The sequence below is a fragment of the Radiobacillus sp. PE A8.2 genome (assembly GCF_045635475.1).
In the GTDB taxonomy this organism is placed as follows: domain Bacteria; phylum Bacillota; class Bacilli; order Bacillales; family Amphibacillaceae; genus JBJGXI01.
The window spans coordinates 128,651-141,602 of sequence record NZ_JBJGXI010000001.1 but is presented as its reverse complement, the minus strand read 5'-3'; the positions used below and the strand labels follow the sequence as shown (position 1 = coordinate 141,602).

General features: G+C 37.0%; 9 protein-coding genes. 7 read left to right on the top strand and 2 right to left on the bottom strand.

Annotated features, from left to right (window positions below; genetic code table 11):
- Positions 1-47 precede the first annotated feature (47 nt).
- Positions 48-3,851 (top strand): InlB B-repeat-containing protein, encoded by a 3,804-nt coding sequence (locus ACI6MV_RS00605; protein ID WP_407267837.1) that lies wholly within the window; start codon positions 48-50, stop codon positions 3,849-3,851.
- Between the two features lie 273 nt (positions 3,852-4,124).
- Here ACI6MV_RS00605 and ACI6MV_RS00600 read toward each other — a convergent pair whose 3' ends face one another.
- The gene (locus ACI6MV_RS00600; protein WP_407267836.1) at positions 4,125-4,463 is read right to left on the bottom strand and encodes a class II aldolase/adducin family protein; all 339 of its coding nucleotides are present in this window, start codon (positions 4,461-4,463) and stop codon (positions 4,125-4,127) included.
- Positions 4,464-4,785: 322 nt separating this feature from the next.
- Between ACI6MV_RS00600 and ACI6MV_RS00595 the strand changes: the two genes are divergently transcribed.
- The 6 genes from ACI6MV_RS00595 (at position 4,786) to ACI6MV_RS00570 (ending at position 12,654) form a co-directional block, all read left to right on the top strand.
- On the top strand, positions 4,786-7,095 hold the full coding sequence (locus ACI6MV_RS00595) for a helix-turn-helix domain-containing protein (RefSeq protein WP_407267834.1): 2,310 nt from the start codon (positions 4,786-4,788) through the stop codon (positions 7,093-7,095).
- A gap of 269 nt (positions 7,096-7,364) precedes the next feature.
- Positions 7,365-8,735, top strand: a complete 1,371-nt coding sequence (locus ACI6MV_RS00590; RefSeq protein WP_407267833.1) for an ABC transporter substrate-binding protein — start codon at positions 7,365-7,367, stop codon at positions 8,733-8,735.
- A gap of 64 nt (positions 8,736-8,799) precedes the next feature.
- Positions 8,800-9,753 (top strand): carbohydrate ABC transporter permease, encoded by a 954-nt coding sequence (locus ACI6MV_RS00585; protein WP_407267832.1) that lies wholly within the window; start codon positions 8,800-8,802, stop codon positions 9,751-9,753.
- A 13-nt stretch (positions 9,754-9,766) separates the two neighbouring features.
- Complete coding sequence (locus tag ACI6MV_RS00580) at positions 9,767-10,609, top strand: carbohydrate ABC transporter permease (protein WP_407267831.1); 843 nt, start codon at positions 9,767-9,769, stop codon at positions 10,607-10,609.
- Positions 10,610-10,674: 65 nt separating this feature from the next.
- Complete coding sequence (locus ACI6MV_RS00575; RefSeq protein WP_407267830.1) at positions 10,675-11,298, top strand: YesL family protein; 624 nt, start codon at positions 10,675-10,677, stop codon at positions 11,296-11,298.
- A 339-nt stretch (positions 11,299-11,637) separates the two neighbouring features.
- Positions 11,638-12,654 (top strand): Gfo/Idh/MocA family oxidoreductase, encoded by a 1,017-nt coding sequence (locus tag ACI6MV_RS00570; protein ID WP_407267829.1) that lies wholly within the window; start codon positions 11,638-11,640, stop codon positions 12,652-12,654.
- 129 nt (positions 12,655-12,783) lie between these two features.
- Here the strand turns inward: ACI6MV_RS00570 and ACI6MV_RS00565 are convergent, their stop codons facing one another.
- Positions 12,784-12,909 carry an LPXTG cell wall anchor domain-containing protein gene (locus ACI6MV_RS00565; RefSeq protein WP_407267969.1) on the bottom strand — a complete coding sequence of 42 codons (126 nt, stop codon included), beginning with the start codon at positions 12,907-12,909 and terminating at the stop codon, positions 12,784-12,786.
- Positions 12,910-12,952: the final 43 nt, after the last annotated feature.

The window sequence follows — 12,952 nt, the reverse complement described above, 5'->3', positions numbered from 1 at the left end:
TATTTTCATAGACAACTAGACGGGCAAAAAATAGAGAGGATGAGTGCATGTCAAAAAAATTAAATGGAGTTTTCGCTTCAATCGTTGGACTTTTTGCAGTTATTTATTTTATGACGTCAGTATACAGTCCAAGTGTTTATGGCGCGGCATATGCCGGAAGCGGGGATGGAACTAGCAATTCTCCTTACAAGATCTCTACAGCAGACCAACTAGATGAAGTTCGAAATTATCTTAATGATCCGAACGTATATTTTGAATTGGCCAACGATATCGATTTATCAGATTACACTGATTGGACACCAATCGGAGATGATGATGATCCATTTCTTGGTCACTTTGATGGGAATGGTTATGTTATTCGTCATTTAAATGTCAATAACGTAGATCCGCCGTATAGGACTCAATATTCTGGCTTATTCGGTCTATCAGATGGAATAATTGAGAATGTAAGATTGGAATCGGTGCATGTAACAGGAGATTATTATGTAGGTAGCTTAGTTGGGCAAAATGAAGGAATGATAAAAAATGCCGATGTGAGTGGGTATGTAACAGGCGTCAGAGATACTGGTGGACTCACAGGAGTGAATCTTGGAACGATTGAGTCCTCCCATTCATCTGCCAATGTCGAGGGGAACAGTGCTTACAATTATGCCGGAGGACTAGTAGGTAGACTAGGTGAAAGCACATACGATTTTAATAAGTATGAAATGATTTATGTAAGCGGAACTATAAAAACTTCCTCTGCTTCTGGAAACGTACGTGACACTGACTCAATCGGTGGATTAGTTGGCGGAGTGGAAAGTGGCGATATCACACAATCTTTTGCTACTGGAGAAATAAATGGTTCATTTGAAGTTGGTGGGTTAGTTGGAGTTCTTTCCAAAGGAGCAATTACACAGTCCTATGCAACTGGTAATGTATCGGGCAGTTATAAAATCGGTGGATTAGTTGGGCACAATAATGATACCATTCAACAATCTTATGCTGTCGGGGATACAACAGCGACTCAGCCTTATGCGGGTGGATTAATCGGTGAAAATTTTGGAACAGTTGTAGAAACATACAGTGTTGGTAATGTTAATGGAAATGAAGTGAAGGATTGGGGAAAAGGAGGATTGATTGGTGAAAATCATCTTGATGATTCACAAGTATCCGCTTCTTTTTGGGATATGAATACATCGGGCTATTCGACAAGCAATGGCGGCGAAGGAAAAACAACCGCTGAATTAGCTGATCAAAATACTTACGATACTGCTGGTTGGAATGAAACTGTGTGGGATTGGCTGCCTGGTCAATATCCAAAACTTAAAGCGATTGCACAAGATGATAATTTTGATGTCATGGCCCCGTCTAAGCCAACTGTTAACATGAATGGTGATACATATACTAATCCGGTAACTATCTCCTTATCTGGTGAGCTAGGTGCTGAAATTTATTATACGTTAGATGAATCCAATCCAACGAATGCGAGTAATGTATATACTTCACCAATCGATATAAGTAGTCCTTCAACGCTAAAAGCGGTGCAGGTTGATGGAGCAGGAAACCAATCTGAAGTGCTAGAAGAAACTTATACCTTTTTGCACAATGTAACCTTTGATACGAATGGTGGAAGTGACGTCAGTCGGCAGTCCATTGAATACAATAATGTTGTCGTTGAACCTGATGCGCCTACGAAAACAGGATTCACCTTTGATGGTTGGTACTCGGACCCAGATTTTAACGAGAAATGGAATTTTGATGCTGACACGGTCACAGATGACATAACTCTTTATGCCAAGTGGACAATTAACAGCTATCTAGTAAGCTTTGATTCGAACGATGGTTCTGCTGTTGATAGCCAATCAGTAGATTACAACCAGCTTGTCCCAGAGCCAGATCAGCCTACAAAAACGGGATTCATTTTTGGTGGCTGGTATTCGGACCCGGATTTTAACAACGGTTGGAATTTTGATTCAGACACAGTGACGGACGACACGACTCTATATGCCAAGTGGACAATTAACAGCTATCTAGTAAGCTTTGATTCGAATGATGGTTCTGCTGTTGATGCGCAATCTGTAGATTACAATCAGTCTGTCCCAGAGCCTGATGACCCCACAAAAACAGGATTCACTTTTGATGGCTGGTACTCGGATCCGGAATTTAACAACGCTTGGGAGTTTGATTCGGACACAGTGACGGATGACACGACTCTATACGCCAAGTGGACGATTAACAGCTATCTAGTAAGCTTTGATTCGAATGATGGTTCTGCTGTTGATGCGCAATCTGTAGATTACAACCAGCTTGTCGCTGAGCCAGATCAGCCTACAAAAACGGGATTCACTTTTGGTGGCTGGTACTCGGACCCGGATTTTAACAACTCTTGGGATTTTGATGCGGACACGGTGACGGACAACACGACACTTTATGCAAAATGGATGATTAACAGCTATCTAGTAAGCTTTGATTCGAATGATGGTTCTGCTGTTGATGCGCAATCTGTAGATTACAACCAGCTTGTCGCTGAGCCAGAACAGCCTATCAAATTGGGATTCACCTTTGATGGTTGGTACTCGGACCCGGATTTTAACAACGCTTGGGATTTTGATACTGACATGGTGACGGATGACATAACTCTTTATGCCAAATGGACAATTAATAGCTATCTAGTAAATTTTGATTCAAACGATGGTTCTGCTGTTGATGCGCAATCTGTAGACTACAACCAGCTTGTCGCTGAGCCAGATCACCCTACAAAAACCGGATTCACTTTTGGTGGCTGGTACTCAGATCAAGATTTTAACGAGAAATGGGATTTTGATTCTGACACGGTGACGGATGACACGACACTTTATGCAAAGTGGATCGGTAATAATGCTACATTACGTGAGCTAACAATTAGCGATGGTATACTCGACACAGCATTTGATCCATATCACACGGACTATTCAATAGAAGTAGCTCATGATGTAGAAGAGATTCAGGTTACCGCGACTGCAATTCAAGACAATGCAAAGATTCTCGTGGATAAGCAGTCTGTGGACAATGCAATTCCTTCACATTCAGTCCCCTTATCTGCAGGCATAAACAGTATAGTCGTAACTGTAACTGCTGAAGATGGAACAGAGAACAAGTATAAATTGAAAGTAACTCGATTAGCAGACACTTTAACTGTTGTACCAGATCTGATAGATGGCTATTTAAGCCTGTCCAATGATTCGTTTATACTTCATGAGAACGGAACTTTAATCATCGACATACCAGAAAATCTTTCAAGTACCGAACAATTAAAGCTTACTTCCGAGCAGTTGGAACACTTACTCAACCGGAATGTAACTATTGTTGTACAAAAGGGCCCTGTTCGTTTAGAAATACCTGCACATATTTTTAACACAGACAACGAACTGATTTTGACAGTGGAACAACTAGAAGATTTAGACTTACCACATGCAAAGGAAGCCGCAAGTAATATATACGACTTTACTTTAGAACAAAATGGTACTGAAATCCATCAATTCGATGATTCCATCTCGATGTATTTTTCTCTTCCAGAATCTGAACGTACAAATGGATTACAAGTATATTATTGGAATGAGAATGATGAACAATGGGAAGCCTTAGGTGGTTCATTTGAAGATGGAGAGGTAAAGACGAGTACAAACCATTTTAGTATATTTGCAGTCTTTCATGAAAGCATTTTTAACGAGGACACAAGTCAACCCAATCAAGACGAGATGACGGATGAAAATAGTGAGGAATTGCCAAATACTGCTTCCAGTATGTATAGCTGGCTATTAGTTGGTATAATCATTTTAGCTATAGGAATAGTTCTCGTATATCTGTCAAAGCGGAAATACGATATGTAAAATCAAAACCACCAGTGTGAACTGGTGGTTTATTCTGCGGCTCAAAGGGGCTCCCCCTTGCACCACATTAACTCACCGAGGAACGCGGGGTCAGTTTTGTCGTTCCAGCAGGACCTTAAATTTTATTCTCATAGAACGAGTGGAACAGGGGGTCCGGTTAATCGTTCCACCTCATGTTTTATTTTCATAGACCGGAACAGTAAACGCTGACCCGCTGTTCCAAGAAATACAATAAAGAGGTAGAGCTTATGACCCTACCTCTGCCTTCATTATTTAGTTTAATGAATAACTGTTGATTATACCTTCTCGTGGATTTAAGTTAAAAGCCTTTGCTAATTCCATTATCTGTTCATCTGTCACTACTTGATTTCTTTTTCCTTCTGTTACAACATACACTTGGGCAGACTTCTCAGCAGTTTCAATTAATCCTAGTGCTTGATCTACAGTTTGACCACAGGCTAGAATACCATGATGGGGCCAAAGAACAATTCGAAATTCTTTCATTTTTATCACTGTCTTTTCCCCTATTGGTCCATTTCCACAAACCATCCAAGGCAATAGACCTAATCCTTCCGTGAACACTAATATACATTCAGATTTTAATGACCACATGGTTTTAGTGAATTTTTTTTCGTCATAAATCTCATAGCAATTGTGTAAGTTGGATGACAATGAAGTACAATACGATTCTCTTTATCTACTTTCCACCTCTGATAACTGCTTTGATATCCCGCCAACAGAATATAGAGAACGCACTAAAATGAATAATCTAGTATAATTTAGCTTCTTGACTTTTGTTACATTCGTTGAAATAATGATAGAATCTTTGTAAAGCGCTTTCAAAGTAAAACTAGTAAGAATAGCGTTTTACTATTACTACGGCAAGTTTACTAAGCTAATACAAATATGGGGAGAGCAAAAGGGGTCATGTCATATGGGTAAACTTAGTCCAAAGAAGTTTTTTCATCAAAATCGAATATTCTTGATTTATTTCCTATCCTATTTAACTGTTATTATTATTCCTATTTTATTTATCGGTATTTTTTCCTACTACGTATTTATGGATACAGTGGAAGATGAAATTAGTCGTGCCAATACCAATTCCTTAAAGCAAATTAGTCGATCTATTAATGATGTATTAAATGAAGTGAATACAATCTCTGTACAAATTGGCTTAGATGGTGAACTATACGCTTATTCACGCGATACTAGTAATCATTTCCTATTAAATGACATTAGGGACAAAATTAAAACAATCACGAGTTCTAATCAGGACATTCATTCCATTCAGATTTACTTCAAAGATAATAATAAAATCCTCTCGTCAGCAGGACTAACACATACCTATATAGAAGGCCTTGGGGATTCTTGGGTAACAGAAATGAAAGCTTCTAACCCAAATCACTTTTGGATGAGTACACGGGAAATCTTAAACTCAGATGGACAAGCGGAACGAGTAGTTACATTAGTAAGAAGACTTCCAGTAGCCTTTTCTGACAAACATGGCATTATTGCGATTAATCTTAACGAAGACAAGCTCGCTCGGATTATGCAAGAGATGGAAAACAATAATCGAGTAAATGTATATATCGCTAGCGCAACTGGTGAAAAAATATCATCGTTTATTCAACAAGAGTTGACAGGTATTGATGATCATTTAGACGCGATTGAGCAATTAGGTGACGAAGGCTCATTTATCGATCGTGAGCGCGATCCAGCGACTCTCGTCAGCTATGTAAAAGGACTCAATAATGATTGGATGTTAGTTTCAGAGACGCATTTAAATTACTTGATGGAAAGATTATCTTATATTAAAAATATAACAAACTTAATATGCGGCGTGTTAATTTTTGTAGGTATTATCATCTCTTATTTCTTATCACGTTCGATGTATAATCCAATTAAAAGGTTGTTGGAGAAATCAAAAAGGTATCAGAAAGAGTTGGCTATACAGATGCCTCATGAAGGGAACGATTTTTCTTTTTTATCTGGGGTGATGGACAAAGCCGTTATTAAAAACAAATATTTAGAAGGTGAAATAAAAGCTTACGCCCCTGCGTTAAAAGAAAGATTTATGTTTAATCTTTTACACAATAAATTTGTTAGCGTAGAAGAAATTCAAAAACAAATGAATTCACTCCAGCTAAATCTGAGTAAAGAAAATTATATTGCCATCGTTGTTGAACTAGATGATTATTTCTCATTGAAAGAAAAATACCCGATGGAAGAGATTAGTATATACAAATTCGCGATGAACAATATTGCAGAAGAAATCGTTAAAAAATGCTATCCATGTATGTGCACAGACATTAACGAACGACAAAATGTCATTCTTGTGAATATTAAAACGGAAGCGGATGACTGGCAGGAAAACATAGAGGATTTGGTAAAGCAATCACAAAAAACAATACACGATATTTTTGGTATTTCACTTTCGATAAGTATCGGAGGGCTATACAAAGATATATCACAAGTTTTCTTGTCTTACCATGAAGCCTTAAATGGAATAAAGCGTAAAGTTGTCTCAGGAAACAATGCTGTAATTTTCTATGATCACCATCAAGATAACGAAATTATTAATTACATTTATCCGAGTCAACTAGAACGAAATTTCGTTAACTACATCAAAGTTGGAAATGAAGAAAAAATAATTCAATTTGCTCATGATATAAAAAATGAAATGAAAAATCGCAAAAACCTTACTCATGAAAATATTTATCGATTGTATAGTAGACTCCTTGATGCCGCTGTTCAGGCATTAACCGAGCATAATGGTTCTGTTAGTGATTTGTTTGGTGACAATTATATATTGTATCAAGAGTTAGCAAAAAGAGAAACTGTCGACCACATTCATGAATGGATCGCAGATGTATTAGTAAGAATTTCAGTATTTATTTCTGAAGAACGTAGTGATAAGAACCAATCAAAGATCGATATCGTGCTAGCATATATGAAGAACCATTACACACAAGACTTATCTGTTGAGGAAATTGCTGAATCAGTAAATTTAAATCCTGCCTATTTAAGTAGGATTTTTAAACAAAGTGTTGGAAAGACGATGGTTGAGTATTTAACGGAAATTAGACTGCAAAAAAGTGTCGAACTGCTAAGTGAAAGCACCTTAACAGTGAAAGAAATTGCAGAGTCTGTTGGGTACAATAATGTGAACAGCTATATTCGCTTCTTTAAAAAATATGAAGGTATGACACCTGGAGAGTATAGAAAAAATCGGTTATCGAGTTAAAAGCGTTGAGTTGATTGATCTCAACGCTTTTTTATACGGTTAATATTAAAATTCTGACTTGTATATAAAAATACTGACTTGTGCAAAATCGCTTACAAAATTGAAAAGTCATATTTTATAAATCACTAATTCTACATGCTAATATCACTTTTTTTAGATAATAGTAAAAAATGCGAAATTTACATACGTTACATTGACGTCATATGATTAACATGTACCAAACAGCCAGATCAGTCAAGCAAAAACAAATCAATATAGGAGGGGTCTTTTTGAAAAAGTTTTCGAAAAAGTACTTATTTATGTTTTTGGTTCTCCTGTTTGCAGCTTTCATTGTATCAGCTTGTAATTCAGAAGGGGAAGAATCAAGTGGGGAAACTTCAAACGATCCAGGAACAGAAAACGAAGGAGCAACCAATGAGGGGGAAAAACAACCAGAAGATACAAAAGATCCAGTAACGTTACAATTTGCAGCATGGAGTGTTGGTGAAGAAGCAACAAAAGCTGCATTAGAAGAAATGGCGGCAAGCTTTGAAGCTGAACATCCAAATGTAACCATTGAATTTGTCGGGATACCTTTTGGTGATATTAAACAACAAACGTTTGTCATGGCGTCATCTGGTAATGCACCGGATATTATCCAAACACACTCAGCATGGTTTTCTACCTATGCAACTTCTGACATCATCGTTCCATTAGACGATTTATTAGGGGAAGAATATGTAAACGATATCATGGACTCATTTAAAGAAGATTACACATACGATGGTAATTTAATGGGTGTACCTTGGGCACCATCCCCATATGTTTTATATCGAAACAAAGAGTTGTTTGCACAAGCAGGACTACCAGATAGAGCACCAGAAACATATGAAGAAATGCTGGAATTCGCTCGTGCTATTTCAGATTTAGAAACAGAATCAGGCGAACCTGTTTATGGACTTGGTGAAGCAACTGAGAAATTGCCTATTAACGGACTTGTCGCACTTCGTAATATTTATAGTTTCGGTGGATCAATTCTTGATGAAAGCGGAAATGTGAACGTAAACACACCTGAAGTAATTGAAACACTCGAATTTTATAAACAACTTGCGGAAGAAGAACTAACTCCTCAAGGTGCTAAACTAAAAGATTTACGAAACCTATTCTCCATTGGTCGCTTAGGTATGTATGCGGATGGTTATTACGGTAAAGCTGTATTCCGCAACTTAAGTGGAGAAGGTGAAGCATTTGACGAAGTTTGGGAAGCTTCATTAATTCCTGCTAATGTAACAGGAGATAGCATCTCTATTGGAGAAGCGCATGGTTTAGTCGTTACAAAGGATTCCGAACATCAAGAGCTTGCTGCAGCATTTATTAAGCATTTAACAAATGAAGAATCGATTGTTCAATATCATGAGTTAAGCGATGTACTAACTGCACGTAAATCATTATCAGAACTAGATGCATTTAACGATACCGAATTTGATAAAGTATTACTGGAACAAATGAATCAATTACATCCACTTCCTGCTAACAATCCTGGACTTGAGCCATCTCTTTTAGAAATTGCAGAGGCTGTACAAAAAGTATCGGTAGGCATGGAAGATCCAGCTAAAGTAGCAGAAGAACTGGATGAAAAATTAAAGGGAATTTTTAAATAGGCTCTTCAAAGGTTGGGTGTCAGCTTACTGACACCCGAACTTTTTAATACGGAGGTGTTTACACTTGAAAAATGATGTAGAAGTGAGTAAAGGTGATGGTCTGGCGTATAAATTGAACAATCGTAAAGGACTAACTGAGAAAACAAAAGATAAATTTTTCTTAATCTCCATCTTGTTACCTGCCGCTTTACTACTGTGTTTTACGATTGGAATACCGATTGTGAAATCACTATATATGAGCTTTTTTGATGTTAAACTACTAAGCATGAACGATTATACGTGGAACCAGTTTGCCAACTATAAAAAGGTGATTACTGACCCAGAATTTTTTCATTCCACGTACATTACGTTTAAATATGTCATTATTGTAGTACTGCTACAGTTTGCTTTTGGATTATTATTGGCATTAATTTTAAATTCCAATATTCGATTCCGAAGATTTTTGCGGACAGTTGTGTTACTTCCTTGGATTGTTCCGACAATTGTTACGGCACTCTTATGGATGTGGTTATTCCAACCACAATACGGTTTGATTAACTATGTTCTTCAATCGTTGAACATTATTAATGAACCCAACCAATGGCTGCAAAGTATTGACTTAGCTTTGCCTGCTATTATCGTTACAGCTTTATGGCGGCAATTACCGTTTATGTCTACAATGCTTTTGGCAGGTTTGCAAGGGATACCAGAGCAGCTATATGAAGCAGCAAAAATAGATGGTGCAAGCAAACTACAGCTTTTCTGGCATGTCACCTTACCGATGTTAAAAGGAACGATAAAAACTGTATCCTTAATTGCTATTATCGAGAATTTTAAAATGTTTCCATTATTTTGGATTATGACAGGTGGAGGACCTTTAGATTCAACGACAACATTAGCAATACTAAGCTATGAAACAGCATTTACAGATCTTGATTTAGGACTAGGTGCAACAATAGGAGCTATTTGGCTGGTAATCATGTTAGTTGTCGCCTGGCTATATAATATGATGTTTAAACTTGGCTCGAATAAAGTGTAAGGAGGTAAATCACATGAGTGTAGAAAAAAAATCAGTTGCTCAAAAAATAGGAGTAACCATAATTATCGCAGCTTTCTTGTTATTCCTTCTATTTCCATTGTATTGGATGTTCATAACATCGTTTAAAGATAATTCTGTGTTGTTCAACATTCCACCAGAATGGATTCCACTTCAACCAGTATTAATGCACTATATAGAGTTGTTTAGTGATGGCACATTTCTTAATTATTATAAAAATACAATCATTGTCACCTTGGGAACGACGTTATTAACATTAGTGTTGGCGATGCTGGCGGGATATGGCTTTTCTCGTTTTGAATTTAAATCAAAGGAAGCAGCAATGTTTGCGATTCTTTCAACCCAAATGCTTCCGGTTGTATCAATATTGATTGCACTATACACAATGTACAACAGCTACGGATTATTAAACAATCGATTTGGGTTAATCCTTGCACTGACAACAGCTGCTTTACCATTTGCGATATGGATGATTAAAGTATTTTTTGATAACATTCCGATCACGATTGAAGAATCCGCCAAGATCGATGGTTGTAGCAGAATTGGAATCTTGTTAAGAATTGTTTTCCCGTTATCTAAGCCCGGTATTTTTTCGATTGGTATCTATGCTTTTATCATTTCATGGGATGATTTCTTATACTCACTAACACTAATTAATAAGGATGAATTGCGGACGTTAAATCCTGGGATATCAATTACGTATATGGGCGAGTTTTCTTATGATTGGGCAAGTATTATGACGGTTAGCGTAACTGCTACATTACCGGTTGTTATTTTGTTTTTATTTTTCCAAAAGTTTTTAGTATCTGGATTAACCGCTGGTGCTGTGAAGGAATAATCTCGTTTATTTAAAATCGAGTATGGATAACAAGCTTGTTTGAGCGTTTGAAAGGAGATTCAATTATGCAAATGACTGGGGTACTAGGAGCATTTTATCATTTCTCTGAATGGGGAGTCCGCCTCGTGTATGTTAATTTATTATGGTTTATATTTGCGGCATTAGGCGGAGGGATATTGGGGGTATTTCCTGCGACACAAGCTTTGTTTTCCGTTACTCGTCATTGGCTAAATGGAGATGAGACAATTCCTGTCTTGCGGACCTTTTGGAAAAGCTATCGTGAATATTTTATTCGTTCCAATATACTAGGATATTTGCTGTTATTGCTAGGGTTTATTTTGTGGATCGATTTCCAATTTATTCAAACACAATCAGGAATTGTTGCCACAGCTTCTGAAATTATCTTAATTGGTATGTTATTTATGTACGGGATTGTCGTCATGTATATCTTTCCTGTATATACCCATTATCGCATGAATTTACTTGATGCTATAAAAGATGCCCTATTTATTGGAGTGCTTCATCCATTTCGAACATTTTTAATGATGCTGATGCACCTACTCATTTTTTATATTCTGCTATTGGTACCAGGGATTATTCCATTTATTTCTGTTAGTTTGCTAAGTTTGATAGGCATCTATATGGCTGGACTATCTTTTAAGAGAATTGATATGAAGAGAATTGTATGATGTAAAAGATATAGAAAAAGGGTTTCTAGTTGGGGAGGTTCTGATTCCCAATGAAGGAACCCTTGTTCATTTGGATTTTTTTCCTTACTATAATATAGTAGTTCATATATAATCTTCGTCTCCGAATGCCTCTTTATTCTTTCTAAAATCCATACACACTCTTATTTAAAACTTCAAAAAAACCTCCATGTACCACATTGTTAAAAGAGGGGTATAGACCGCTTCCCTTCATCAGCGGGAATTGACAGGACCTCGAACAAAGCCGTGCTATAATAAGATAATGGAAAAGTCCACGTATTTATTTGCACAAATAGGAGTATTAATGGAGGGAATAACAAGATGTTAACGATCGCTTATATTGGTAACGGTAAGAGTACAAATCGATACCATATTCCATTTGCAAGTAAGAACAAGCATATTCGTATTAAGACAATTTTTTCCCGAAGTAACAATAGTGATTGGGAAAAATTAGATAATGTGTCTTATGTTAATAATATTAATGACGTCTGGGATGATTCAGAAATTCAGCTAGTTGTTGTGAGTACATCTTCAGAGAGCCACTATGAATTAGCGTTAGAAGCGCTAAACCACAACAAAAATGTGCTTGTAGAAAAGCCATTCACTGAAACAGCTGCACAAGCGCGCGAATTATTTGATTTAGCAAAAGCAAAGGGCCTGTTTATTCAATGTTACCAAAATAGACGGTTTGACTCGGATTTTCTAACGGTTCAGAAAGTAATTAATAGTGGGGTTTTGGGAGATATTTTTGAAGTTGAGATGCATTTTGATTATTATCGACCGGAGACTCCGGAAAACGCACATCACTTTTCTCGGATTAATAGTTTTTTGTATGGTCATGGTTGTCATACTGTCGATCAAGTTCTTTCCTATTTTGGAAATCCTACCAAAGTTGATTATGATGTTCGCCAACTGCTAGGAAACAATCGAATGAATGATTACTTTGATTTGGATTTCTATTATGAAGGTAACTTGAAGGTTTCTGTTAAATCAAGTTTTTTTCGCTTAAAAGAGCGTCCGAGTTTCGTAGTTTATGGTAAAAATGGGGTATTTGTTAAACAAACCAAAGATCGCCAAGAAGAGCACTTAAAGTTATTTTATATGCCAACAAATGCAGATTTTGGCATAGATCTTCCTGAACATTATGGTGTATTAACATATACAGACGAAGATGGTGGATATCATGAAGAGAAAGTCGTTTCAGAAATTGGCGATTACAGCAGCATATATGAGGGAATTTATCAAACGATCATCCATGGTAAAGAAAAAATTGTAAAAGATGAGGAGACAATTCGTCAGATAGAAATACTAGAAGAGGGTATTAGTCATCTGGAATAAATGTAGTGCGTTAGAATGATCCGTTTTGAGTCTTCGATTGTGGAGCTGTGAAATGTCCTCTGAAAGTGACTAGGAACTGACACTAAAAAGCCAGACCCAACCCCTTTGGATTTGGTCAGGCCCCACTAATTAATTTACACTCTTTCTTCTTCTAACCAACAACGCCATAAACCCGATTAAACCTACCTGAGCACCTGCTAATAACAGCTTATATTGGTTAGCCGCTGTGTTAGGTAAAACATCTCCATCAACTATAGCTTCAACGATGACTGTACGGGTTAATTCTGCTTTGTTATTC

Coding starts and splice junctions, on each gene's coding strand:
- ACI6MV_RS00605 (WP_407267837.1), top strand. CDS start 48: ATGTCAAAAAAATTAAATGGAGTTTTCGCTTCAATCGTTGGACTTTTT.
- ACI6MV_RS00600 (WP_407267836.1), bottom strand. CDS start 4,463: ATGTGGTCATTAAAATCTGAATGTATATTAGTGTTCACGGAAGGATTA.
- ACI6MV_RS00595 (WP_407267834.1), top strand. CDS start 4,786: ATGGGTAAACTTAGTCCAAAGAAGTTTTTTCATCAAAATCGAATATTC.
- ACI6MV_RS00580 (WP_407267831.1), top strand. CDS start 9,767: ATGAGTGTAGAAAAAAAATCAGTTGCTCAAAAAATAGGAGTAACCATA.
- ACI6MV_RS00575 (WP_407267830.1), top strand. CDS start 10,675: ATGCAAATGACTGGGGTACTAGGAGCATTTTATCATTTCTCTGAATGG.
- ACI6MV_RS00570 (WP_407267829.1), top strand. CDS start 11,638: ATGTTAACGATCGCTTATATTGGTAACGGTAAGAGTACAAATCGATAC.